Origin of the sequence: Corallococcus sp. BB11-1, assembly GCF_026626625.1 — a bacterium.
Classification (GTDB): Bacteria; Myxococcota; Myxococcia; order Myxococcales; family Myxococcaceae; genus Corallococcus; species Corallococcus soli.
Map to the genome: position 1 here is coordinate 75,001 of NZ_JAPNJY010000022.1, position 24,942 is coordinate 99,942.

The 24,942-nt window shown below is 70.9% G+C and carries 18 protein-coding genes, 5 tRNA genes and 1 other RNA gene; 20 read left to right on the top strand and 4 right to left on the bottom strand.

The annotated features are described in order from the left end of the window. Positions 1 to 12: 12 nt before the first annotated feature. The 8 genes from serS (at position 13) to ffs (ending at position 2,545) form a co-directional block, all read left to right on the top strand. Positions 13 to 1,293: a serine--tRNA ligase gene (gene serS / locus OV207_RS17080; RefSeq protein WP_267556232.1), complete on the top strand. Its 1,281-nt coding sequence runs from the start codon at positions 13 to 15 to the stop codon at positions 1,291 to 1,293. A 126-nt stretch (positions 1,294 to 1,419) separates the two neighbouring features. Next, positions 1,420 to 1,506, top strand: a tRNA-Ser gene (locus OV207_RS17085). 42 nt (positions 1,507 to 1,548) lie between these two features. Next, positions 1,549 to 1,638 (top strand) — tRNA-Ser (locus tag OV207_RS17090). A 28-nt stretch (positions 1,639 to 1,666) separates the two neighbouring features. Further along, positions 1,667 to 1,743 (top strand) — tRNA-Arg (locus tag OV207_RS17095). Between the two features lie 26 nt (positions 1,744 to 1,769). Then, positions 1,770 to 2,237 carry a tRNA adenosine(34) deaminase TadA gene (gene tadA, locus OV207_RS17100; RefSeq protein WP_120537858.1) on the top strand — a complete coding sequence of 156 codons (468 nt, stop codon included), beginning with the start codon at positions 1,770 to 1,772 and terminating at the stop codon, positions 2,235 to 2,237. Positions 2,238 to 2,243: 6 nt separating this feature from the next. Continuing rightward, positions 2,244 to 2,330: transfer RNA gene (locus OV207_RS17105), tRNA-Ser, on the top strand. A gap of 13 nt (positions 2,331 to 2,343) precedes the next feature. Next, positions 2,344 to 2,430, top strand: a tRNA-Ser gene (locus OV207_RS17110). Between the two features lie 22 nt (positions 2,431 to 2,452). Then, an RNA gene (gene ffs, locus OV207_RS17115) (signal recognition particle sRNA small type) lies at positions 2,453 to 2,545 on the top strand. Positions 2,546 to 2,627: 82 nt separating this feature from the next. Here ffs and OV207_RS17120 read toward each other — a convergent pair. Then, positions 2,628 to 4,106: a glycosyltransferase family 39 protein gene (locus OV207_RS17120; RefSeq protein ID WP_267556235.1), complete on the bottom strand. Its 1,479-nt coding sequence runs from the start codon at positions 4,104 to 4,106 to the stop codon at positions 2,628 to 2,630. Positions 4,107 to 4,226: 120 nt separating this feature from the next. Between OV207_RS17120 and OV207_RS17125 the strand changes: the two genes are divergently transcribed. The 5 genes from OV207_RS17125 to recR all read left to right on the top strand — a co-directional run bounded on the left by OV207_RS17125 (position 4,227) and on the right by recR (position 9,906). After that, the gene (locus OV207_RS17125; protein ID WP_193347696.1) at positions 4,227 to 5,765 is read left to right on the top strand and encodes a phytoene desaturase family protein; all 1,539 of its coding nucleotides are present in this window, start codon (positions 4,227 to 4,229) and stop codon (positions 5,763 to 5,765) included. A gap of 77 nt (positions 5,766 to 5,842) precedes the next feature. Then, positions 5,843 to 7,054 carry a DNA polymerase III subunit gamma/tau gene (gene dnaX / locus OV207_RS17130; RefSeq protein WP_267556236.1) on the top strand — a complete coding sequence of 404 codons (1,212 nt, stop codon included), beginning with the start codon at positions 5,843 to 5,845 and terminating at the stop codon, positions 7,052 to 7,054. Between the two features lie 472 nt (positions 7,055 to 7,526). Beyond that, the gene (locus tag OV207_RS17135; protein ID WP_267556238.1) at positions 7,527 to 8,891 is read left to right on the top strand and encodes a DNA polymerase III subunit gamma/tau; all 1,365 of its coding nucleotides are present in this window, start codon (positions 7,527 to 7,529) and stop codon (positions 8,889 to 8,891) included. A gap of 97 nt (positions 8,892 to 8,988) precedes the next feature. Continuing rightward, positions 8,989 to 9,306: a YbaB/EbfC family nucleoid-associated protein gene (locus tag OV207_RS17140; RefSeq protein ID WP_193347694.1), complete on the top strand. Its 318-nt coding sequence runs from the start codon at positions 8,989 to 8,991 to the stop codon at positions 9,304 to 9,306. Positions 9,307 to 9,312: 6 nt separating this feature from the next. Next, on the top strand, positions 9,313 to 9,906 hold the full coding sequence (gene recR / locus OV207_RS17145) for a recombination mediator RecR (RefSeq protein ID WP_120538409.1): 594 nt from the start codon (positions 9,313 to 9,315) through the stop codon (positions 9,904 to 9,906). Positions 9,907 to 9,954: 48 nt separating this feature from the next. Here recR and OV207_RS17150 read toward each other — a convergent pair whose 3' ends face one another. From OV207_RS17150 to OV207_RS17160, 3 genes are read right to left on the bottom strand one after another with little or no spacing between them, the layout of a single operon-like run. Continuing rightward, the gene (locus OV207_RS17150; protein WP_267556242.1) at positions 9,955 to 11,793 is read right to left on the bottom strand and encodes a protein kinase domain-containing protein; all 1,839 of its coding nucleotides are present in this window, start codon (positions 11,791 to 11,793) and stop codon (positions 9,955 to 9,957) included. Positions 11,794 to 11,797: 4 nt separating this feature from the next. Further along, the gene (locus OV207_RS17155; protein WP_267556243.1) at positions 11,798 to 13,777 is read right to left on the bottom strand and encodes a hypothetical protein; all 1,980 of its coding nucleotides are present in this window, start codon (positions 13,775 to 13,777) and stop codon (positions 11,798 to 11,800) included. 48 nt (positions 13,778 to 13,825) lie between these two features. After that, a complete protein-coding gene (locus tag OV207_RS17160; RefSeq protein WP_267556244.1) occupies positions 13,826 to 15,403 on the bottom strand; it encodes an MSCRAMM family protein in 1,578 nt (525 codons plus the stop codon). 223 nt (positions 15,404 to 15,626) lie between these two features. On the opposite strand from OV207_RS17160, the gene mglB reads away from it, so the two are divergent. From mglB to OV207_RS17195, 7 genes are all read left to right on the top strand, one after another. Further along, positions 15,627 to 16,106: a gliding-motility regulator GTPase-activating protein MglB gene (gene mglB / locus OV207_RS17165; protein WP_002637270.1), complete on the top strand. Its 480-nt coding sequence runs from the start codon at positions 15,627 to 15,629 to the stop codon at positions 16,104 to 16,106. Positions 16,107 to 16,117: 11 nt separating this feature from the next. Beyond that, on the top strand, positions 16,118 to 16,705 hold the full coding sequence (gene mglA / locus OV207_RS17170; RefSeq protein ID WP_120615485.1) for a gliding-motility regulator Ras-like GTPase MglA: 588 nt from the start codon (positions 16,118 to 16,120) through the stop codon (positions 16,703 to 16,705). Positions 16,706 to 16,812: 107 nt separating this feature from the next. Continuing rightward, positions 16,813 to 17,598, top strand: a complete 786-nt coding sequence (locus OV207_RS17175) for a dihydrolipoamide acetyltransferase (protein ID WP_267556259.1) — start codon at positions 16,813 to 16,815, stop codon at positions 17,596 to 17,598. Positions 17,599 to 17,610: 12 nt separating this feature from the next. Continuing rightward, a complete protein-coding gene (locus OV207_RS17180) occupies positions 17,611 to 20,013 on the top strand; it encodes a tetratricopeptide repeat protein (protein WP_267556260.1) in 2,403 nt (800 codons plus the stop codon). 6 nt (positions 20,014 to 20,019) lie between these two features. Beyond that, complete coding sequence (locus OV207_RS17185; RefSeq protein ID WP_267556261.1) at positions 20,020 to 22,830, top strand: tetratricopeptide repeat protein; 2,811 nt, start codon at positions 20,020 to 20,022, stop codon at positions 22,828 to 22,830. Further along, positions 22,740 to 23,447 carry a hypothetical protein gene (locus OV207_RS17190; RefSeq protein ID WP_267556262.1) on the top strand — a complete coding sequence of 236 codons (708 nt, stop codon included), beginning with the start codon at positions 22,740 to 22,742 and terminating at the stop codon, positions 23,445 to 23,447. Before OV207_RS17185 ends, OV207_RS17190 begins: the two co-directional genes overlap by 91 nt. Beyond that, positions 23,444 to 24,931 carry a tetratricopeptide repeat protein gene (locus tag OV207_RS17195; RefSeq protein WP_267556263.1) on the top strand — a complete coding sequence of 496 codons (1,488 nt, stop codon included), beginning with the start codon at positions 23,444 to 23,446 and terminating at the stop codon, positions 24,929 to 24,931. Before OV207_RS17190 ends, OV207_RS17195 begins: the two co-directional genes overlap by 4 nt. Positions 24,932 to 24,942 lie beyond the last annotated feature (11 nt).

The following is a 24,942-nucleotide window of genomic DNA, read 5'->3' on the forward strand; positions in this document are numbered from 1 at the left end:
AGGCGACCCCCTATGCTGGACCTCCGGAACGTTGCGCAGAACTTCGATGCGGTCGTCGCCCGACTGAAGACGCGGGGCGGCAGCCTGGACCTCGGGCCCTTCCAGGCGCTGTTCCTGGAGCGCCGCGACCTCTACGTCTCCATGGAAGCGCTGGCCGCGCGCCGCAACGCCGCCAACGACGAGATGAAGCGCAAGGCGAAGGAGGACCCGTCCGCGATGGAGAGGCTGCGCGGCGACCTGCGCGGCGTCTCCCAGGAGATCAAGGAGAAGGAGTCCCGCCTCAAGGAAGTCGAGGAGGAGCTCAACCGCATCCTGCTCGTCATCCCCAACGTGCCCCATGAGTCGGTGCCCGTGGGCACCAGCGCGGACGAGAACGTCCAGGTGAAGGCCTGGGGCGAGAAGCCGAACCTGCTCTTCACGCCCAAGCAGCACTTCGAGCTGGGCGAGTCGCTGGGCATGCTCGACTTCGAGCGCGCCACCAAGGTGTCCGGCAGCCGCTTCGCCTTCTACAAGGGGGCCCTGGCCCGGCTGGAGCGCGCGCTCGTCACCTTCATGATCGATGTGCACACGCAGAAGGGCTACACGGAGCTGCTGCCGCCCTACCTGGTGCTGCGCGAGACGATGATGGGCACCGGCCAGCTGCCCAAGTTCGAGGACGACGCGTTCAAGACGTCCGGCGACCCCGAGCGCTTCCTCATCCCCACCGCGGAAGTGCCCGTCACGAACTACCACGCGGACGAAATCCTGGAGGGCGACCAGCTCCCCATCCGCTACTGCGCCTTCAGCCCATGCTTCCGCGCGGAGGCCGGCGCCGCCGGGCGCGACACGCGCGGCCTCATCCGCCAGCACCAGTTCCATAAAGTCGAGCTGGTGAAGTTCGCCCCTCCGGAGAAGAGCCTGGAGGAGCTGGAGGCCATGACGGACGACGCGTGCGACATCCTGCGCCGGCTGGGGCTGCACCACCGGGTGATGCTGCTGTGCACCGGGGACATGGGCTTCGGCGCGCGCAAGACGTACGACATCGAGGTCTGGCTGCCCGGCCAGGGCGCGTACCGGGAGATTTCGTCCTGTTCGGACTGCGGCGACTTCCAGGCCCGCCGCGCGAAGATCCGCTTCCGCGCCCAGAAGGGCGACAAGCCCCAGATGGTGCACACCCTCAACGGCAGCGGGCTGGCCGTGGGGCGCACGAGCATCGCCATCCTGGAGAACTACCAGCGGGAGGACGGAAGCGTCGCCATCCCGGAGGCGTTGGTGCCGTACATGGGCGGCATGAAGGAGCTTCGCCCCCTGTAGCGCGCGAAAAGATGGGGCCCCGTCAGGAAAAGGGGCCAACAACCATCTTGCACGCGAACCGAAATGATGTAGAAGGGCGGCCCCACGGGCGCGGTCGGCCAGCGGGGAACCGTCGGCACAAGATGTGGAGGCGTGGCCGAGCGGTTGAAGGCAGCGGTCTTGAAAACCGCAGAAGGTGAAAGCCTTCCGTAGGTTCGAATCCTACCGCCTCCGATTTTGGGCTTGAGTTTCACGGTTCTTTGACAGAGAACAGTTGGAGAGATGGCCGAGAGGCTGAAGGCACAGGTTTGCTAAACCTGCATACTCGCAAGGGTATCGAGGGTTCGAATCCCTCTCTCTCCGCCACTTGTCGTAAGCAGCACCGGAAGACATTGCTCCCTTAGCTCAGCTGGATAGAGCGTCGGACTACGAATCCGAAGGCCGGAGGTTCGAATCCTCCAGGGAGCGCCATCTTCTTTTTTTGTGGCGCAGGACTCATGAGTGACGACATCGCTTTCATGCAGCAGGCACTTGTGCTCGCGCGGGAAGCAGCTTCACTCGGAGAAGTACCCGTCGGTGCGGTAGCGGTGCTGGACGGAAACGTCGTGGGCACGGGCTTCAACCGGCGCGAGTGCGACCGAAACCCCTTCGCCCACGCAGAGATGCTCGCGCTGGATGCCGCTGCGAAAGCACGCGGTGCCTGGCGCCTCTCTGGCGTCACCCTGTATGTGACGCTGGAACCGTGCGCCATGTGCGCCGGCGCGCTGGTGCAGTCTCGTGTCACCCGGCTCGTCTTTGGTACGATGGACCCCAAGGCGGGCGCGGTCGGTTCGCTGTACAATCTCGTAGAGGAGCCGCGACACAACCACCGGCTCCAGGTCACAAGCGGTATCCTGGCGGAGGACTCTCGCCAGCTTCTCAAGACGTTCTTCGAGCGCTTGCGCGCGAAGCGACGTGAAAACTGAATACTTGGAGAGCTGGCCGAGTGGTCGAAGGCACCTGACTCGAAATCAGGCGTACCGGTAACGGTACCGTAGGTTCGAATCCTACGCTCTCCGCTCCAATGTCCTTGGAGAGGTGGCCGAGCGGTTGAAGGCACACGCCTGGAACGCGTGCATATCTGAAAGGGTATCGTGGGTTCGAATCCCACCCTCTCCGTTGTTAGCTTCGAAGTACCAGGTTTGTGGTCGGGACAACGTGGGGGCGCGAACCCCGCCAGGTCCGGAAGGAAGCAACGGTAGCGTACTTCCGCGTGTGTCCCGGCCGTTCTGTTTTGACATGAAGCGCCGGTGTCCCTTCGAGGGACACCGGCGCTTCTGCTTTGCGGGCAGGCCCTCCCCTGCCCGCCCCTCCGCTCAGTCGCGGACGAGGATGGTTTCGCGCTCCACCTGACGGATGACGCGGAAGCCCGCGGCCTGGAGCTCCGGCAGGGCCCGGCCCTCGAAGGTGACGGCGCGGTTGAAGGCTCGGTCGCGCATGGAGGCCTGGAACGCCGCGTCGTGGGGCCAGTCGCAGGTGCGCCAGGGGATCTTCCGGCCGATGTAGAAGAAACCCCCGGAGCCCCAGAGGCCCTCGTTGACGATGAGGAGCCCCGTCGCGTCCCCCCGGGTGGCCTGGACGATGGCGCGGAGCTGGTCCCGGCGCAGGTCCTGGGACGGGTAGCCCCGAGCATTCACGAAGCCCAGGATCAGCGCGAGCACGGTGAGATTCCCCCTGAGCACGGGCCGCTGGAGGCACATGAGGGCGGCGGCCACCTGGGACGCGGCCGCGAGCAGCCCCAGCACGAGCGCCGGGTAGAGGAAGCGCTCCTCCTTGTGGGGCGTCGCCAGGAGGACGGCGGTGTAGACGGCCGCGCACGTGAGCGGCAGGGACACCGTGCGCCAGCGCAGCAGCGTCCCCACCGACAGCGGCAGGGCCGCCCACGCCCACAGGGGCACGGCCCGGAGCAGGGGCTCTGCGTAGAACCCCGGTGGCGAAGCGCCAAACGCGGAGGCCGCCTCATCCGACAGCACGTTGAAGCGCACGTAGGCCAGGAACGAGTGGAAGGGAGAGCCCCAGGTGGCCTGGTCGAGCAGACCCAGCGCCAGCGCCACCCCGGCCCCGCCCCCACAGGTGAAGGCGAGCAGGCGCCACCGGCGCGCGAAGAGGAGCCAGCCCAGCGCGGCCAGCACGAAGAGGGCGGCCGGGTAGCGCGCCACCACCGCGAGCCCCAGCGCCAGGCCGCCCAGGAGCCCCGCGCGCCGTGTCCCTCCGGCCGTCCCGGTGTCCGGCCGGTCCAGGGCCTCCATGGCCACGAGCAGGAAGGACGCGGAGATGGACTCCGACAGCGTGCGCCCGGCGAAGAGGAGCACCGGCCCACACAGCCCCAGCAGCAGCACGGCGAGCGCGCCTCCGGAAGGCCCGGCGCGGCGCGCGGCGAAGCGGTACACCGCCCACAGGCTCCACGCGTGCAACGCGAACTGGGGAATGGCCACCACGCCCCGGTAGACGCGGGGGTCGGTGATGCCGAGCACCGCCGCCAGCTTCAGGAAGGCCGCCAGCACTCCGGGAAAGGCCCAGTTGCGCAGGCCCTCGCGCCACTCCCAGGCCAGGACGCCGTAGCCGTGCACGCGCCACCATGCGGGCTCCAGCGCCTGGAAGACCTCGTCCGGGTGGATGCGGCCCAGCTCGCGCACCGCCACGACGATGGGCACCAGCGCCACCGCGAGCAGGCCCAGCAGCTCCAGGCTCCCGGGCAGCCCCGCCCGGGTGGGCGCGTCAACGGAAGGGAGGGGCTCCGGAGGCGCCTGGAGCGGGCCGGAGGAGGAGGGCTCGTCGGGGGCGGAGGCGTTCACGGGACGGGCGCGACTCTTTCTGGACCCGACGGCCGAAGCAAGGCGCGCGGCGTTTGGCGGGGAACCCCCGGCTCGGGTAGGAACGACCTTTTCCCCAAGCGTTACCCAAGGAGGAAGACCATGCCAGACGTCATCGTGGTGGGTGCGGGCCACAACGGACTTGTCACGGCGGCGATGCTCGCGCGCCGGGGCCTGTCGGTCACCGTGCTGGAAGAGAAGGCCATGGTGGGCGGCGCGTGCAAGACGGAGTACCCGTTCCGCACCGCGCCGAAGCTGGGGGTCTCCACCGGCGCCTACCTGCTGGGGCTGATGCCGCCGGAGCTGCTCCAGGAGCTCCAGTTGGACCTGCCCCTCAAGCGCAGGGATCCGCACTACTTCCTGCCCACGACGGGCAAGCGCTACCTGCTGTTCGGTTCGGACGAGCGCGAGCTGGAGCGGCAGTTCCGCGAGTACTTCTCCGAGGCGGACTGGAACGCCCACGTGGCGATGAACACGGAGCTGGCCGCGCTGCGCGAGGACCTGGCCCCCGCGTGGCTCCTGCCGCCCCTGTCCCTGGAGGCGACGGCGGAGCGCTACGTGCGCCCTGCCCTGCGCCAGCACTTCATCCGGCTGTGTCGCGGCACCGCGCGCGAGTACCTGGAGCGCTTCGGCTACCAGTCCGACTTCGTGAAGGCGATGTACGCCGTCACCGACGCGTTCTCCGGCCTGGACGGCGGCTACGACACGCCGGGCACGGGCATGAACCTGCTGGTGCACAACCTCTGCCGGCTGCCGGGCAGCGGCGGCACGTGGATGATCGTCGAAGGCGGCATGGGCACCGTCACCCAGCGCATCGCGCAGCTGGCGCGCAAGCACGGCGCGGACATCCGCACGAACGCGAAGGTGGCCTCCGTGCGCGTGGACGCGGGCGTGGTGAAGGGCGTGGTGCTGGAGAACGGCGAGGAGCTCTCCGCCAAGGTGGTCATCTCCAACGCGGACCCCTTCCGCACGCTCACCTGGGTGGACCCGGCCGCGGTGCCCGCCGACTACCGCCGCAAGGTGGACGGCATGTCCGCGCCGGGCACCACGCTGAAGGTGAACCTGTGCCTCAAGAAGCTGCCCACCTTCACCTGCCTGCCGGAGGACCGGGGCCAGTTCGGTCCCACCATCCACCTGCTGCCCCAGGAGGACGACGTGCTGGGGGCGCTCGCGCACGGGTACAAGGAGGCCAAGGCGGGACGGCTCGCGGAGTTCCCCTCCATCGAGTGGTACGTGCACACCACCGTGGACCCGACGCTGAAGGACGCGGAAGGCCACCACAACTCCGCCCTCTTCGTGGAGTGGGTACCGGAGAAGCTGGAGGGCACGACGTGGGAGAAGGAGGAGGACCGGTACGTGAAGCAGCTGCTGTCCATCTGCGACCGCTTCGCTCCGGGCACCAGTGACCTGGTGCAGGAGTACTTCGCGCTCACGCCCCCGAAGATTGAATCCCACTTCGGCATCACGCGCGGCCACATCCACCACGTGGACAACAAGCTGGGGTTCACCGACCGGCTGCCCTATGAGACGCCCGTGCAGGGGCTCTACTTCTGCGGCGCGGGCTGCCACCCGGCGGGCAGCGTCATCGGCGCGGCGGGCCACAACGCGGCCAACGTGGTGCTACAGGCGCTCGGACGCTGAGGCGGAGTGCGTCTCACGGCGGGAGGAATGGACGTTCCATGGATCATTCGTCCCGCCGTGTTTAGATGACATCCCCCATGAGCTACCTCGTCCTCGCCCGGAAATGGCGCCCGCAGACGTTCGATGACATGACCGGACAGGAGCATGTCGTCCGGACCATCGGGAATGCCATCAAGATGGACCGGGTCGCGCACGCGTACCTGTTCTGTGGCCCTCGAGGGGTGGGCAAGACGACGGCCGCCCGCCTGCTCGCCAAGGCCCTCAACTGCGAGCAGGGGCCCACGGCGAATCCCTGCGGCACCTGCCGGGCGTGCACGGAGATCACCTCCGGCACCAGCGTGGACGTGGCGGAGATCGACGGCGCGTCCAACAACGGCGTGGAGAACGTGCGCGAGATTCGCGAGAACGCGAAGTACCTGCCGCAGCGCGACCGCCACAAGATCTACATCATCGACGAGGTGCACATGCTCTCCGGGGCCGCGTTCAACGCGCTCCTGAAGACGCTGGAGGAGCCGCCCGGTCACGTGAAGTTCATCTTCGCGACGACGGAGGCGCACAAGCTCCCGGACACCATCCTGTCGCGCTGCCAGCGCCACAACTTCCGCCGCATCACCGCGGCGCGGATGCTCCAGCGGCTCAAGGAGATCAGCCAGGCGGAGAAGGCGGGCATCTCCGAGCAGTCCCTGTCCCTGGTGGTGCGTCAGTCCGAAGGCGGCATGCGCGACGCGCTGAGCCTGTTGGATCAGATTCTCGCGTCGTGCGGTCCCAACCCCACGGACGAGGCCGTCGCGGAGGCGATGGGCGCCATCGACCGCACGGTGGTGCAGGACTTCGCGGAGGCGCTGGTCCGCAAGGATGCCAAGCGCGTGCTGGGCCGGGTGGACGAGGTGTTCAACCGGGGCCTGGACCTGAAGCGGCTGGCGGAGGAGCTGGCGCTGCAGCTGCGGCACCTGTTCGTCACCAAGTCGCTGGGTGAGGCGCCCCAGGAGCTGGCGGAGTCCGAGCAGAAGGCGCTGCTGGCGCTCGCGAAGGAAGCGGACACGGCGCAGCTGTCGCGCCTGTTCGACATCGTGCACGGCTGCATCTGGGACGTGTCCCGCGCGGCCCAGCCCCGGCTGGCGCTGGAGATGGCGCTGCTCAAGGCCATCCAGCTGTCCCCCGCCGGTTCGATTCCCGACCTGCTGGCCCGCGTGGAGCGGCTGTCGGCGGGCCTTGGCGCGGAAGGCGCCGCGAAGAGCACCTCCGGAGCGCCAGGAGGTCGCTCCGGTCCGTCGAACTTTCGCGTCTGAGGCACCCTCCGAGCCTCCCCCGCCGCCACGTTCGTCCGACGTGCGCGCGGCTTCCGCGCCCGTGACGGCCCCCGCGCGCCCGGTGGATGCGCAGGGCCCTGCCGCCTATGCGGGCGCCACCGCGCGGCCGTTCGAAGGACAGGGCGCGGCCTCCGTGCATGCGGGCGTGTCCTCGCGTCCGTTCGAGGCCCCGAGTCCCTCGGCCTACGCAGGCGCCACGCCGCGTCCGTTCGATGCGCAGGGCACGGCACCGCGTGCGGGCGACGGCCAGGGGGCTCCACGATCGTTCGAGTCTCCTGGAACCTCCGCACCCGCGAACGGCGTGGCTCGCGCAGGGGCTGCGCCAGGTGTCGCGCCCTCCGCGCGAGCACCGGTGTCGCCCCCGTCCTTCGTCAGGCCTGAGGCGGGGCCAGCGCCTCTCGGGGAGCACCCGGTCGCGGCGCGGATGCCTCCGGCCGCGCTCATGGAGGGATTGTCCCCCACCGCGGCCCGTCCCCTCTCCTTCCTGCGCAACGGCGGCGCCGCGGGCGCGCCCGTGCCGACTCCCGCCAGCGTGCCTCCCGCGCCCGTGGTGATGGACGACCTGCCCCCGTCCGCGGCGCGCCCCCTTTCGTTCCTGCGCAACGGCGGCGCTCAGCCTTCATCGGCGCCTGCGCCCATGCCCCTCTTGGAGGGCCGCGAAACCGCTCCGCTGGCTCACGACACGGGGCTCGCGCCTGCTCCGCACGGTGCCGGCGCTTCCACCTCCGCCACCGAAGCCGCGCCCGTCTCCCCTGGGCCCACGGTGCGCATCACCAACATGCGCCGGCCCGAACCGGAGGGCCCGCCCGAACCCCAGCCCTACGACGACGAGGCCGACGAGCGTCTCTTCCCGGAGGAAGGCTCCGCGGAGGGCTGTGCCTCTGGCGAGTGCATCCCGTCCGAGGAACCCGCCGCGTTCACTCCGGAACCGACCGCGCCGCTGACTTCGACCTCTAGCGCCTTCACTCCGACCGGCCATGCGTCCGCGTCGGAGCCTGCGGCCTTCGTCCCTTCATCGAACGAGCCCCCGCAGGCGCCCACCGCATTCACTCCGGCACCGACCGCGCCGGCCTCCACCGCATTCGTCCCTTCATCGCCCGTGGCCGCGCCGACGCCCGCCGCGTTCGCGCCTCCAGGGCCCAGCACCGGCGCGCAACCCGTCTCCACCGCGTCCACGCCCCCCGCCGCCTTCACCCCAGCGCCATCCCCCGCCGCGCGCACTCCAGCTCCGGCGGCCATCGCGCCCCCCCGCCCTTTCGCGCCACCTCCCGCCGCGCTCGAACCGGAACCTCCGGAGCCCGAGCCACCTCCGGCGGCGGCGCCCGTCGCCTCCGGACGTGACAACCCCAACCGCTCGCTTCCCGAGCGCTGGCGCGCCGCCGTGGACAGCGTGAAGTCCACGTCCGTGCGCCATGGCACCGCGCTCGCCAACGGACGCCTCCTGTCCATGAAGGCGGGCGAAATCATCCTCGGCTTCCCGCCCTCCGCCGCCTTCCACAAGGCCGCCGTGACGGCCGCCGCGGGCAAGGCCACCGTCGACGCGGCCCTGGCCTCGCACTTCGGCCGGCCCGTGAAGCTCACCATCCAGGACGTGGCCCAGGCCCAGGAAGCTCACGGCCTGGGGATGAGCATCTCCGAGCAGGACTCCCACAGCCGCGCCACCCACGAGAAGTCCACCGAGGGCAAGGTGCGCGGACACCCGTCCGTCCGGGCCATCCTCAAGATGCTGGGCGGCGAAATCGAGCACATCCAGGTCTACGAGCCCGAGCGCCCAGCGGCCGTCCTCACGGACATCCCCGCCGCTCCTGAGGACTGACAACGCCCCCGGGCCCCGCTAGGGTGCGCCACAACGTCCCTGCCCCGAGCGGCGCCATGGCGGCCCGCGCTCCCACGCCCGGGGACCGAGGAAGCACATGCCCGGCATCGACCTGAACTACTTCATCCGGCAGGCGAACAAGCTCACCGAGAAGATCGAGGAGCGGAAGAAGCAGCTCGCGGAAGAAACCGTCGAGGCGAAGTCCGGCGATGGACTCGTGACGGTCGTCGTCAATTGCGTGCAGGAAGTCCGCAGCATCAAGATCGACAAGAGCGCCATCGACCCCAACGACCCCGGGATGCTCGAGGACCTCATCACCGCCGCCGTGAATGCTGCCCTGGCGAACAGCCGTCAGCACATGAACAGCGAGCTGGCGAAGATCTCCGGCGGCATCAAGATCCCCGGCATTAATTAAAACCGGATGACGCCCGATCCGCTGAACCGCCTGGTCGCCCAGCTCGCGAAGCTGCCGGGCATTGGCGAAAAAACGGCCCAGCGCCTCGCCTTCCACATCCTGCGAGCGCCGGGCGAGTACGCCGTCGACCTCTCCCTCGCCATCCGCGAGGTGAAGGAGAAGGTGCACCTGTGCGTGCGCTGCTTCTGCCTCACCGACTCGGAGCTCTGCGGCTTCTGCCGCGACTCGCGCCGCGATGAGCGCTCGCTGTGCGTCGTGGAGACGTACTCCGACCTGATGGCGCTGGAGCGCACCCGCGAGTTCAAGGGCCGCTACCACGTGCTGCACGGCGTGCTGTCCCCGCTCGAAGGCGTGGGCCCGGAGCAGCTGCGCATCAAGGAGCTCCTGGAGCGCCTCAACGACAGCCGGGTGGAGGAGATCATCCTCGCCACCAACCCGGACATCGAAGGCGAGGCGACCGCGCTCTACCTCACCCGGCTCCTCAAGCCGATAGGGCTGCGCGTCACCCGCCTCGCCCAGGGCCTGCCCATGGGCGGAGACCTGGAGTTCGCCGACCAGGCCACGCTCGCCAAGGCGCTGTCCGCCCGCCGCGACCTGTGACGGCCTGTCCGTCCCGCGTGGCCCACGCGGGACGGGCCCCGCCGCTGGCTACTGCGTCACCTTCCACGAGAACGGCATCAGCACGGTGACTTCCTGGTCGCGGTGCGCCGGGAAGCGCAGGCGCTGCGCCTGGGTCTCCAGGCAGCGGCCCACGTCCGTGGACGCCAGCGGCCCCCGCGTGCCCGCGCGCACCTTGCCCGACGACACGATGGTGAGCTGCACCTGCACCTCGCCCGCCGTCGCCGGCAGGTTGGACTTGTAGCGCTCGAAGCAGCCGGTGATCTGCGAGCGGCCGTTCGACACCACCCGCTGGATGTCCTCGATGCCCAGCGTCACCTTCTCCTTGGGCACGCGCGCGACCGTCTTGCGCGAGGACGGCTCGTCCGGCCCGTCGTCCGTCCGGGGCACGTCCGTCACCGACGTGGCCACGGTGTCCCCGCCGGGAACGGGCGACACGTCCCCCGTCGGCGCCGGGTCCTGCCGGGCCGCGACCACCGGGGGCGTCGCGGCCGGAACCGGAGCGGCCACCTTCACGGGCTCCGGAGGCTGGGCCTGCACCGGGGCCGCTGGCGCCTGCACGAAGGCCGGGCGCGCGACGACGAAGGCCGCGCCCGCGAGCACCAACCCCACCCCGCCCACGAGCCCCGCCAGCCAGCGACGGGAGCCCGTCCTGGTGGCCACCGGGGCCACCTCCACCGGCGCAGGGGACGGGGCCACGGCGGGAACGGAGCCGCTCGTCCTGCCGTGCACGGTGACGGGGCGCATGCCCGTGCCGCTCGCGCGCGCGGGCGGACCGTAGGCACCCGTGCCCGGGACGGGGGGCACCACCGCCGCGAACTCGGGATCCGTCGGACGCGCGGCCGTGAGCGTGGCCAGCGTCGGGATGCGCATCTTCTCCGTGTAGCGCTCCTCGCCAAAGTGGCTGCGCAGGAAGGACCCGAGCGCCGGCGCACCGGCCACGCCCCCTTGCAGCTCCGCCGCGAAGGCCTCCAGCGCGTCCGCGAAGTCGTCCGCGGTCGCGTACCGGTCCTCCGGCTTGAAGGCCATCGCCTTCAGGATGATGGCCTCCAGGCCCTCCGGCAGGTCCGGCCGCAGGGCGCGCGGCTTCTCGAACTCGCACTGCAGGAGCGCGTTGAGCACCGCCAGGTCGTTCTCTCGCGAGAAGGGCCGCACGTGCGTCACGGCCTCGTAGAGGCTGACGCCCAGCGAGAACACGTCCGCGCGGGGGTCCACCTCCTTGCCCTGCGCCTGCTCCGGCGCCATGTAGATGTACTTGCCCTTCACCACGCCGGTGCGCGTCTGCACCAGCCGCGACTCGGCCTTGGCGATGCCGAAGTCCAGCACCTTCACCTGCCCCTGGTACGTCACGTACAGGTTGGAGGGCGACACGTCCCGGTGCACCACGTGCAGCGGCTGGCCCTGCTCGTTGGTGAAGGTGTGCGCGTAGTGCAGGCCCCGCGCCGCGTCGATGAGCACCCGCAGCACCACCGGCACCGGCACGTACTGGCGTCGGCGCCCCGCCAGCCGCAGCGTCGTGGAGAAGTCCTCGCCCGCGAGGTACTCCATGCAGATGTAGTAGCAGCCCTCGATGAAGCCCAGCTCGTGGATCTGGATGATGTGCGGGTGCGACAGCTTCGCCGCGAGCCGCGCCTCGTCGCGGAACATCTCCACGAAGTCGGGGATGGCCGACAGCGCCGGCAGCATCCGCTTGAGCACCACGTTGCGCTCGAAGCCGTCCGCGCCCAGCAGCTTGGCGAGGAAGATCTCCGCCATGCCGCCCTCCGCCAGCTTGCGCACGAGGACGTACTGACCGTAGGGCTGCAGCAGCGGCACGGACGAAGCCCCGGCGGGATCCGGGATGGGAACGGTGGGCTGGGGGGGTGCCATTGCCTCAAGGCCCTCGCGTTTTCAGGGTGCGCACCGTGAGTACGTCCGGGGCACCGGGACGCGTCATCTTAAACACCAGAAGGGGGGGCGTTCCCATGGGGGCCACCCATGTATCGAAGCGGTGCTTGGCGTCCAGGGGCACGGCCCGTCCGTTGATGGACAGGCGAGCATTCACGGGCGCGACTCCCGCCGCACGCACCTTTTCCGCCGACGCTGTCCCCTGACGCGGACTGTCCACGACGAGCCCCTCCACGGAGTTGTCGTAGACCAGCTCCAGCTTGTTCATGCGCCCGCCCTTGAGCGCCGCCCCCGCCTGCGACAGCGGCGTGACGGACCACAGGTAGCTGCCCTCGCCCAGGGCCCCGGCCTCCAGCGCCGCGCGCGTCTCCGCCACCGTGCGCTGGGCCACGGGCGTCGTCAGCGAGCCCGCCTTGTACACCGCCACGCGGTAGGTGCTGGCCCGCGGCTCCGCGCCGTAGGTGAACGTCACCGCCGGGGGCTTGTCCTGGTAGAAGATGGTCGTCTTCTCCGGCCCCTCGGGCACCACGTTGCGCACCCGCGCCAGGGAGTTCGTGGGTGACTCCGGGGCGAAGCGGGCGCTGCCCGACGACACCGGGGTGCCGTCCTCCTTCTTCACCCGCCAGTAGAGCGTGCCCCGCGCCGGCGCCGACACGTTGACGGACGCGCGGTGCACCCGGCCCCACAGCACCCGGCGCGTGAAGCCCGCATCCAGCGCCGCCTCCACCACCGTGTCGCCCTCCCCTTCCCAGGTGAGCGCCACCTCGGACAGGCCCCGGTGGAACACCTCCGCGCCCTCGCCCGGCCCCAGCGCGACCACCGCCGCCTCCAGCGGCTCCACCTTCGCCGTGCCGTCCTTCTCCACCGTGGCGCGCTCGCCCGCGCGCAGCGCCTGCCGCGTGTCGCCCCGCCGCAGCGTCACGTCGCCCGTGTGCGCCGCCACCAGGAAGCCGGAGCCGGTGCGCCGGATCTCCAGCTTCGCCGCGCCGCCGCCCTCCAGCATCAGCTCCGGCAGCACCACGCGGCTGGTGCGCCCCGTGGCGAGCTGCACGGCCAGCATGCCCTGAAGCAGGTTGATGCGCGCCTCGTCGGTGACGCCCTCCTGCCCCGCGCCCTCCAGCACCGCCTCCGCGCCGGGGGACAGCGTCAAGAGCGAGTCGCTGTCCTTGAGCGACAGCACCGCCTCGCCGCCCTTCGTGCGCACGCCGTCGCCAAAGGAGAGCACCTCCCCCTCGCGCCGCGCCTTGCGCCAGCGGCCCGTGGCCTTCGACTTCACCTCCGCGGTGCCTCCCGACGCCGCGCGCACCGTCACCGCGATGGGCGCCAGCTCCACGACGCGCGGGGCCGCCTTCACCACCTCCGCGCGCTCGGAGGTCAGGTCCACCGCGTCACCCTCCGCCGCCTTCAGCGTGCGCCCGTCCTTGGAGACCAGCTCGATGGCGCCCAGCATCACCTCCACCCGCGCGGAGTCCTCCGCCACCGCGACCTTCACCTCGGACGGCTCCGAGCCCACCCGCGTGAGGCCGAAGGGCGTGAGGATGCTCAGCGTCACCTTGGAGCCCGGGCCGGCCGCGCCGCCGCCTCCGCCCGCCGGCACGCGCGACAGCACGATGCCGCGCTCCACCTTCATCACCACGCCCGTCGAATCCGAGCCCAGCGCGAACCGGCCCTCGCGGCCCACCTCCACCGTGCGTCCGCCCGGGAAGCGCACCACCGCGGAGCCCTGGTCGCCCGTCTCCACCGCGTCGCCCGCGAGCAGGGGCCCGGGCACCGCCGGCCCCACCTTGCCCGCGCGCTCCAGGCGCACGTCGCCGGACAGCCCCTCCAACTGGGCCAGCGGCGCCGCGGGGGCGCCCGCGTCCACGTCCGCGACCGGCGCGGGCTTCGGCGCCTCCTCGCGCTCACACCCCGCGCAGCCGGAGACGAGGACGAGCAGCGACAGCGCCAGGATGCGGACAGGACTCACTGGAACCTCGGCGACGGACGGGCGGCGCGGGACGGGGAGCCCCGCGACCTACCGGGCCCTCGGGAACAAGTCGACGTTGAAGATGGCCTGCTCGCCGTCGCGCACGGTGACGGTCTTGGTCTGCGGCCGGTAGCCGGGCGCGGACAGGGTGATGCGGTACGTCCCGCCCCGGACGCGCGCCGTGAAGCTCCCGGCCTTGTCCGTGCGCGAGCGCACCTTCGCCTGGGGGATGGACACCGTCGCCACCAGCGGCTGGCCGCTCCGGGCGCTGCGCACCTGGCCCAGCAGCGTGGCCAGCTCGCCCTTGCGCTCCTGGGACAGCACCACCACCAGCTCCGAGGACTGGCCCTCCACCACCACCGCGGCCTCCTCCGCCGCGCGGAAGCCCTGCGCCGTCGCGGAGACCGCCACCGGCCCGGGCGCAAGCCCCTCCAGCAGCGCCTCTCCCTTCACGTCCGTGCGCGCCTCCACGGCGCCCGCGGTGATGCGCACGTCCGGAAGCGGCGCGCCGCCGCGGCCCTGCACCACCTTCACCTTCAGGGACCCGGTGGGCGGCGCCTTCTTGCGCAGGCGGATCTGCACCGGGGCGTTCTCCCCGGTGCCGCTGACGGTGGCCTGCTCCGTCACCTCCTCATAGCCCTCCACGCTCACCCGCGCGGACTGCGCCCCCGAAGGCAGCAGGGCCCGCACCTGGCCCTGCGCGTCCGTCACCAGCTCCTCGCTCGCGCCGGGCGTCCGCATGGAAGGCACCCGCACCCGGGCCCCCGCGAGCGGCGCGCCCGTCTCCGCGTCCACCACGCGCATCGGGACGAAGCCCTGGGTCGGCCCCTCCACCGGACGGGAGGCGCGGGCGTCGTCGCGCCATGAGACCTCCAGCGCCAGGCCAATCCTGCGCAGCCGCTGCTCGGAGCGCAGGCCCGTCGCCTCCAGGGTCATCGTGTCGTGCGCCTGCTGCACGTCCAGCAGCAGCGTCCCGGTCCACGCGCCCCGCTGGACCACCGGGTGCAGCAGCGCCGCCCCCACGACGTAGCCCGTGGAGGTCGCCTCCAGCCCTCCGGCCGCGTGCGCGGAGAGCGTCAGCGGCAGCTCGCCCCGCGCCTCCAGTTGGAAGTCCGCCGGCAGCGACACCGCCACCCGGCCCGACACCAGCGCCGCGTGCCGCACGCCCCGCTGCAACACCGGTGAAGAAGAGAACCCACCGAACAGCGGCAGCTGCGCGAAGCCGTAGCCCGCGCCCACCTCCAGCCGCACCGGCCCCAGGAACAGGCGCCCACGCGGCCCCACCGAACCGCGCGCGAGGCTGCCTCCCGTCACCCGCACGGACGCGTCCTTCAAGTCGAACGATTCGCGCTGGAGGTCCAGCTGACCGCCCAGGTGGTGCCCCACCGGGCCCGCCGCCCAGCCCGTCAACGTCAGCGCCCCATCGTTGGGGGTCACACCCTTGTAGGTGAGCCCGGGCCCTACATCCACCTGCTGCCCCTGGCGCACGGACAGGCCATAGCGGAGGCGCAGCGAGGCGCGCTCCGGCTCCGGGGGCTCGGCCCTCACGGGTCGGGGACAGAGCAGCGCCAGGAGGAGGACGAGCAGGCGCGGAAGCAGGGCGGTGAGGGGGATCGGGCGGCGCAAGGCCCGGCGGAGTATAGAGAAGGAGGGCAGGTGTCCCAACCCGCGATGCCGTCATTCCTTCAAGAAGCGGCGCGGATCACGGCTGGCTTCTTGCTGGAGTGGAACTGCTTTGCTAAGCATGACGGCGGTCGGTAGCGCCTCGTCTAACCTCCGGGATTCACTCCAGAAACATCGGAGCGCCGCCGTGAGCGGGGCGAGCGAACGCTGAGGAGCGCATACGCCCATGGGCACGCAACTGGTGATGTACGAAGAGGAGTTCACCAAGATCAACGCCGTTTGCGACCGGCTCACCAAGGACGCGAACGCGAAGGTGGTCTTCCTCGTCGACAAGAACGGCCAGCTCATCTCCTCGGCGGGCCAGACGCAGAACATCGACACCACGTCGCTCGCGTCGCTGACGGCCGGCAACGTGGCCGCCATGGGCGGACTGGCGAAGCTCATCGGGGAGAACGAATTTCCCAACCAGTTCCATGAAGGGGCGAAGGACAGCCTCTACATGACCATCGTCGGCAGCCGGGTGGTGCTGGTCGTCATCTTCGACAACCGCACGAGCCTGGGTCTGGTGCGCCTGCGCATCAAGAAGGCCAGCGACGAGCTGACGAAGATCTTCGAAAGCCTCGTGAAGAAGACCGACAGCCCCGGAGCCGGTTCGCCGTTCGCCGAGATCTCCGACGACGATATCGACAACCTCTTCAGCGAGTAACCCGGGAAGCCATGTCCTTCATCAATTACTCATCCCGCGAAATCAACTGCAAGATTGTCTATTACGGGCCGGGGCTCTGCGGGAAGACCACGAACCTCCAGTACATCTACAACAAGACGGCGGCCGACACGAAGGGCAAGCTCATCTCGCTCTCCACGGAGACGGACCGCACGCTCTTCTTCGACTTCCTGCCCCTGTCGCTGGGTGAGATCCGCGGCTTCAAGACGCGCTTCCACCTCTACACGGTGCCCGGTCAGGTGTTCTACGACGCCAGCCGCAAGCTCATCCTCAAGGGCGTGGACGGCGTGGTGTTCGTGGCCGACAGTCAGATTGAACGCATGGAGGCGAACATGGAATCGTTCGAGAACCTGCGCATCAACCTGGCCGAGCAGGGCTACGACCTGAACAAGATCCCGGCCGTCATGCAGTACAACAAGCGTGACCTGCCCAACGCCGTCACGACCGAAGAGATGCACAAGACGCTCAACCCCCGGAACATGCCGGAGTACCAGGCCGTGGCCCCGACGGGTGTGGGTGTCTTCGACACGCTCAAGGCCGTCGCGAAGCTCGTGCTCACCGAGCTGCGCAAGGGCGGTTGATCGCCGCCTGCTTCCCTGCCCGGCGGGCGGCTTGCCTCCGGGCAGCCCCCGTCAAAGGATGGTATGACCTCGTGCCGTCGGGCAGAGCCGCCTTCCGAGGTCGTACCGTGCGCGTCGCATCCGCCACCTTCCGTCTCCTCGCGCTCCTGAGCGCTGGCCTTTGCGGGCCGGTGTTCGCGCAAGGGGCTTCCCCTGCCGCTCCTCCTCCTCCTGCCGCCGCCACGTCCGCGCCGGCCGCGCCCACCGGCGTCGCGCCCCAGGCTCCGGCCGGTGAGCAGACCGCGGACGAGGCCTTCACCTCCCGGGTCAAGACGCTGGAAGAGCAGGTCGTCGACCTGAAGGAGAAGATCTTCCGCTCCAAGGCGCGCCTGCTGCTGCTGCAGGAGACGGTGATGGGCGGCGACCTGTCCACCGGCGCCCGCGCGGTGCTGGTGCACAAGAACGAGATGGGCAACGCGTTCCAGCTGGAGTCGGTGGTGTACGCGCTGGACGGCGCGCCCATCTTCACCCAGGTGGACACGCAGGGGGACCTGAACCGGCACCAGGCGCTGGAGGTCTTCAACGGCCGCATCGTGCCGGGCCAGCACCAGCTCGCGGTGCGGCTGGTCTACCGGGGCAGCGGCTACGGCGTGTTCAGCTACCTGGAAGGCTACAAGTTCAAGGTGCAATCCAGTTACACCTTCAACGCGGAGTCCGGGAAGGTCACCACGGTGAACGTGGTGGGCGTGGAGAAGGGCGGCCTCACCACCGACCTGAAGGACCGGCCCGCGGTGCGATACGACATCGAAGTGGCCAAGGACACGCGCACGCCGCCCCCCAAGCCGCCCGCCACCTCCGGGACGCAGAGCGCGCCGGGCGTGCTGCCGGCCTCCACCTCCAGCGAGACGAAGTAGGGAGCAGGCGCCGTGACCGCGACGCTGCACGCCCTGGCCCTCGCCCTGTCCCTCGGGGCCGCGCCCGCGCCCTCCCCTGCGCCCAAGCCGGGGGCCGCGCTGCCGCCGCTGCCCGCGTCGCTGAGCACCCGCGCCGCGTCCGTGGAGGCGGTGGAGGCCCAGCTGCGCGCCGCCGAGCAGGGCCTGCGCTTCGTGGAGGCGCAGTTCACCGAGCGCCCCGAGCCCAGCAGCACCGACTCCCAGCAGAAGCGCTTCTCCGAAGGCGAGCTGTACTCGCTGCTGGGGGACTGGCCCGCCGCGTCCGTCCTCTTCTATGACCTGGTGAGCGACCCGGACTTCAAGTCCAACCCGCGCTACCCGGAGGCCGTCTTCTACCTGGCGGACGCGCTCTACCAGCAGAAGAACGACATTGGCGCGCGCGTGTACCTGCGCGACGTGCTGGCGCTGCCCCTGACGCCGCAGCGCTACAAGGAAGCGGTGAGCCGCTACCTGGCGGTGGCCGGACGGCTCCAGCAGTTCGAGGGCATCGACGCGTACGTGGAGAAGGTCCGCCAGCTGTCCGGCGGCGTGCTGGCCCCGGACATCGCCTACGTGCACGCGCGCGGCACCTTCAAGCGCATGGACCTGTCGCCGGAGGAGCACCAGCAGCGCTCGCGCGCGCTGTTCGCCCCGCTGACGCAGACGCCGGGCCGCTTCCGCGTGCAGGCCGTCTACCACCTGGGCGTGCTGAGCGTTCAGTCCGGGGACCTGCCCGCGGCCATCGCGCAGTTCCAGCGCATCGTCGCCCCCGGGCCGGACGCGGTGGTGTCCACCCACCTGCCGGAGCCGGAGGCCCAGCGCTTCCGGGAGCTGGCGCGGCTGTCGCTGGGGCGGCTGTTCTACGAGCTGGGCCGCTACGAGGAGGCCCTGGACCAGTACAGCCAGGTGCCGCGCGAGAGCGAGCGCTTCCCGGAGTCGCTGCTGGAGGTGGCGTGGACGTACGTGCGCAAGCAGGACTTCACCCAGGCGAAGAACGCCACGGACATCCTGCTGCTCGTCGCGCCCCGCTCCCAACTGGCCCCCGAGGCGCAGATCCTCCAGGGCCACCTGCTCCAAAAGCTGCGCCAGTACGAAGAGGCGCTGGAGACCTATGACGGCGTGGCGCGCGCGTTCGCCCCGGCGCGCGACAAGGTGGACGCGCTCCTGCGCGTGAACCAGGACCCCGTCGCGTACTTCGACAACCTCCTGGCGCGCAACGAGCGCTCCCTGGACGTGAGCACGCTGCTGCCGCCGCTGGCGCTCCAGTACGCGTCCACCCAGAAGGAGGTCGCGGACGCGGTGAAGATGGTGGGCGACCTCGACAGCGGCCGGCAGGGCGCGGGCGAGGCGAAGGCCATCGCGGAGCGCATCCTGGAGGCGCTGGACGCGCGCGGGCTGGAGGCGTTCCCGGAGCTGCAGGAGGGCTACACCCGCGCGGAGGCGGTGGACACCGCGCTCACGCTGGTGGAGCAGTCCCTGGTGCAGGCGGAGACCGCGCTGGTGGCGGAGAAGCTGACGCCCGCCGAGCGCGAGAAGCTGCTCGTCGCCCAGGGGGTGCGCGAGGCCCAGCGCCAGCGGTTCACGTCGCTGCCCACCACCAGCCTGGAGCTGGACGCGCGCCGTCAGCGCATGCAGGCGCGCGTGGACGCGGTGGACCGCGAGGCCTTCCGGCTGGGGTACGAGCTGCAGAGCCTGCACGCCAACGCGGCCGCCGTGCGCAAGTGGGTGGAGGACACCCGCGACGAGCGGCAGGCGGACCCCGCGGAGGAGCGGGAGTTCCTGGTGCAGCTGCAGTCGGAGATCGCCGCGCTGCAGGATCTGCAGTCGGAGCTGGACCGCACCCGCGCCCGGCTCGCGAGCGAGCGGCAGTCCACGGACACGTCGCTGGAGGGCGAGGCCGCCATCCGCGCCCGGTACGGCGCCGCGCTCCAGCAGGAGCACGCGATGCTGCACGCGGGCGAAAGCCGGCTGTCCGGCGAGGACACCCGCGTGCTGCTGCGCATGCACGCGGTGCGCTCGCGCACGGACGTGCTCCGGGGCCGGGTGGCGGTGGCCCGGGTGGCGCTGCGCGCGCGGCTGGAGCACCGCCTGCGGTCCATCCGCGACAAGGTGCGGGCCGAACAGGCGCTCCTCCAGGGCTACGAGCAGGAGGTGGCGACGGCCTCCGGGGACGCGCGCAACCTGGTGGGCCGCATCGCCTACGAGAGCTTCCGCCGCGTGCGGCAGCAGTTCTACGAGCTGGTGCTCAAGGCCGACACCGGCACGGTGGACGTGGCCTTCAGCCGCACGCAGGACAACGCGGCGACCATCCAGAAGATCGCCAAGGAGAAGAGCGACGCCCTGCGCGCGCTGGACACCGAGTTCCGGGACGTCCTGACGACCGAAGGGGGGGACTGAGAAGCCATGCGCCGCTCCGTCCTCGCCCTGCTCCTCCTCGTCCTCACGCCCGTGGCCGGCCATGCCGCGCCCGCGAAGGCCCGGGGCAAGAACACCCGCAAGGCCGCGCCGCAAGCCGCGCCCCCCATCGCGCCGAAGAGCGCCCCGGCCCCCGCGCCGGTCGCCGCCCCCTCCTCCCGCTACCTGGACGGCCTGGGCCGCACGCCCGAACAGGAGAAGCTGCTGGGCGAGGTCAGCCGCGCGCTGGAGGCGTACGAAGCGGAGTCGCGCGCCTTCCACCGCGAGGTGAAGCAACTGGTGGAGCGCCGCTACGCGCAGAAGCGCTCCGCGCTCTCCAGCTCCTACGAGAAGTCCCTCACCGCGCTGGAGTCGCAGGAGCGCACGAACCGGCTGGATGCCATCTCCCGCTTCGAGGACTTCCTGCGCCGCTACCCGAACGAGCCTCGCGCCACGCCGGACGTGATGTTCCGGCTGGCGGAGCTGTACTACGAGCGCTCGGCGGACGAGAACCAGCTCGCGCGCAAGGACTACACGGAGCGCGTGCGGACGCTGTCCGACGAGGCCATGGCGGACCTGCCGCCGGAGCCGGAGGTGGACTTCACCCCGTCCATCGCGCTGTACCGCAAGCTGCTCGCGCAGTTCCCCGACTACAAGCTCAACGACGGCTCGCTGTACCTGCTGGCCTACTGCCTCTCCGAACAGCACAAGGACGAGGAGAGCCTCGCCACCTACCAGCAGCTCACCACGCGCTACCCGAAGAGCCGCTTCGCCACCGACGCGTGGACGCGCATCGGCGAGTACTGGTTCGAGGACGAGACGGACCCCGCGGCGCTGCGCAACGCCGCCGACGCGTACACCGCCGCCACGCGCGACACGTCCCACCGGTTCTACGACAAGGCCCGCTACAAGCTCGCCTGGACGTACTACCGGATGGACTGGTTCGAGGAGTCCGTGGACAGCTTCGTGCTGCTGCTGGACCACTACCAGTCGCACCAGCAGTCCGGCGACAAGGCGGACGAGGGCGACCTGCGCATCGAAGCGCTCCAGTACATCGCGCTGTCGCTGGCCGACGAGTCCTGGGGCGGCATGGCCCGCGCCCGTGAAGTCTTCGCGAAGCGGGGCGGACGCCCCTACGAGGCGGAGGTCTACCGGCGCCTGGGCAACGTCTACTTCGAGCAGCTGCGCTACCCGGACGCCATCGCCGCGTACCAGCAGGTGCTGGCCAGGGAGCCGCTGGCCCCGGACGCGCCGCGCCTCCAGCAGCGCATCGTCCAGGCCTACGAGCGCGACCGGCGCATGGACCTGTACGCGCTGGAGTCCGAGAAGCTCTCCAACGACTACCTGCCCGGCGGCGCCTGGTACGAGAAGAACAAGGGCGACCCGAACGCGCTGTCCAACGCGCAGACGCTCGCCGAACAGAGCCTGTTCTCCGCCGCCTCGTACCAGCACCAGCAGGCGCAGGTGTTCCAGAAGGAGGGCAAGGGCGACCAGGCCCGGACCACCTACGCGTCCGCCGCCCGCGCGTACGGCACCTACCTGGAGCGCTTCCCCCGCAGCAAGAGCGCGTACGCCATGCGCTTCTTCCACGCGGAGAGCCTCTTCAATTCGGACCAGTTCGACGCGGCGGCGCGCTCCTACGAGCTGGTGCGTGACTCCAACCAGGACGACGCCTACCGCCACGTGTCCGCGCACAACGCGGTGCTCGCGTGGAAGGCCCAGCTCGACCGGGACGTGAAGGAGGGCCGCGTGCCGGAGCGCAAGCCGCTGCGCGCCACCGAGCGCCCGAAGGACAGCGCGCACGCGCCCGTGGCCCTGGCGGAGACGGAGGCACGGCTGGTGAAGGCGTCCGACGCCTACGTCGCCATGCTCCCGAAGGAGGAGGCCGCGCCCGCCATCGCCTACCAGGCCGCGGAGCTGTTCTACACGCACGACGACTTCGCCCAGGCCCGGCCGCGCTTCGAGCGCGTGGTGCAGGCCTACCCGGGGCACGCGGTGGCGGGCTACGCCACCAACCTCATCATCGAGTCGTTCCTCGTCGACCAGGACTGGAAGAGCGTGGAGGAGGTCAGCGCGCGGCTGGCCAGCAACACGCAGGTGGTAGCCCCGGGCAGCGAGCAGCACCGCGAGCTGATGCGCTTCAAGCTGGCCGGACGCTTCAACCTGGCCGAACAGCTGGCGGCGCAGAAGCGCTACGACGAGGCGGCGAAGAAGTACCTCCAGCTGGTGGACGAGGCCCCGCGCCACGAGTTCGCCGACAAGGCGCTCAACAACGCGGCGGTGTCCTACGAGGAGCTGCGCCGGTTCGACTCGGCGATGAAGCTCTACGAGCGCGTGTACCGCGACTATCCGAAGTCGCAGTGGGCGCACACCGCCCTGTTCCGCGTGGCCATCAACGCGCACAAGTCCTACGACTTCGACAAGGCCGTCACCAGCTACCAGAAGCTGGTGAAGGACTACCCTGCGGCGGAGGAGCGCGAGGCGGCGCTCTACAACGCGGCGGCCTGCTCGAAGGCCAGCAGCGCTACGCGGAGGCCGCGGCCGCCTTCCAGCGCTGCGTGGAGCTGTTCCCCCACGGCAAGAACGCGCCGGAGAACCAGTACCGCGCGGCCCGCATCCTGGAGAAGCAGGGCGACACGAAGGGCGAAATCAAGGCGCTGGAGGCGTTCGTCCGCAAGTTCGCGAGCAAGGCGGACCAGGCGGAGCTGGTGGTGGACGCGAAGCGGCGCATGGGCGACGCGTGGGCGAAGCGGGGCAACGCGAAGGAGGCCCAGCGCGCGTACGCCGCCGCGGCCGACGAGTTCGACCGGCGCCGGCTGAAGCCCGACACGCAGTTGCGCGCCGCCGAGGCCGCCGCCTACAGCCGCTTCCAGCAGGCGGAGGCCGTGTTCCAGCGCTTCGACGCGCTGAAGATCACCGGCTCCGGCAAGTCCCTGGAGAAGAGCTTCACGAAGAAGACGGAGGCGCTGAAGGCGGTGAACGAGGCGTACGGGAAGGTGCTGCCGTACAAGCAGCTGGAGTGGTCGCTGGCCTCGTTCTACCGGCGCGGGTACGCGCTGGAGCGCTTCGGCAACACGCTGCTGGAGGCCCCCGTGCCGCCCGAGGTGAAGCGCCTGGGTGACGACGCGGTGCTGACGTACCAGGACATGCTCACCCAGCGCACCGTCGAGCTGGAGGAGCGCGCCGTGCAGAGCTACGCCGACACGCTCAAGGAGGCGCGCAAGCACCGCGTCTCCAACGCGTGGACGCACCGCACGCTCGAAGCGCTCAACCGCTTCCGCCCCAAGGAGTACCCCGTCCTCAAGGCGGCCAAGGGCGCCATCGCGCAGGAGACCGTGTACCCGGATGGCCTCGTGGGCAGCCTCACCCCGCACGTGGCCCCCGCGCGCATCGAAACCGGCCCGGCGCCCCGGCTGACGGAAGAAGGCGCGCGATGAGCCACCTCCAGCGATTCGCGCTCACGGGCCTGACGCTCTGGCTGTCCGCCTGCGCCTCCGCTCCCGCGACGCGCACGGACCCGGCGCTCACCGGCCCCACGACGGGCGCCATCGCGAGCCCGAGCACGGCCGCCAAGTCCGCCCCCGAGGCGAAGGAGGCAGCCCCTTCGCCCAGGTCCACCTCCGGCCAGGAGAAGGACTTCACCCGCGCGGTGGAGATCGCCCGGCGCGGGGAGCTGAGCATCGCGGAGACGGCGCTCAAGGCCCTGCTGGAGCGGTCGCCGAAGCTCGCGCCCGCGTGGACGAACCTGGGCATCGTGCAGGAGCGCCAGGGCCGCCTGCCCGACGCGGAGCGCTCCTACCGGCAGGCGCTCGTGCTGGACTCCTCTCTGGAGAGCGCCTGGGACTGCCTGGTGCGGCTGTCCGCGCGCACCGGCCGCGTGGCCTCGCTGGAAGCGGAGCTGCGCGAGTCGCTGGCCAGGGAGGACTCGGTGGCGCGGCGCACGGCGCTCGCGCTCGCGCTCCTCCTGCAGAAGAAGCACGCGCCCGCCGTCACCGAGGCCCGCCGCGCGCTCCAGGCCCACGAGCAGCACGTGCCCGCGATGCAGGTGCTCGCGCAGGTGTACGCCCGCGAGGGCAAGTACGAGCTGGCGTCCATGGTGCTGGGCAACGCGCTCGCCATCGACGCGCAAGACGCGGCCACGCTCAACGCGCTGGGGCTCGTGCACCTGGGCCTCAAGGAGCGCCCGCTGGCGCTGGAGCGCTTCCGTCAGGCCATCGCCCTGCGCCCGGACTTCGCCGAGGCGCGCAACAACCTGGGCGCCCTGCTCAACGAGGGCGAGGACTACGCCGCCGCCCGCGTGGAGCTGGAGGCCGCCGTGCGCGCCGCGCCGGACTTCGCCTCCGCCCACCTCAACCTGGGCAACGCCCTGCGCGGGGAAGGCGACTTCGCCCGCGCCCTGGCGGAGTACGAGCGCGTGCTCCAGCTCCAGCCCGACGGCAAGGACCCGTACTTCAACCTGGCCATCCTCCACCTGGACCTGGAGCCCGCCGGCATGGACACGCTGGAGCGCCTCCAGAAGGCCGTGTCCTACCTGGCCGAGTACCAGGCCCGGGGCGGCGACGACGAGCGCACCGCCCAGTACGTGAAGGACGCGAACAAGGGCATCGACCGGGAGACCCGCCGCCGCGAGCGCGAACGCAAGGAAGGCCTGCGCAAGGCCGCCGAAGCCCCCGCGAAGCCCACCGAAGCCGCCGCGAAGCCCACCGAAGCCGCCGCGAAGCCCGCCCCTCCGCCTGACGCCTCCGTCAAGCCTGCGGGCGCCACCGCGAAAACCCCCGAGCCCTCGACGCCTTCCGGGGAGCCGAAGCCCGCCGCGTCCCCGGCCAAGGCCCCCGAGGCCGCCACGACCCCTGCCCCCTCCCCGGGGCCCCCTGCCGCCCGGCCCGCGGCCTCGGCTAAGGTTCCCTCCGAAGTCCGGTAGCCCTGCCCACG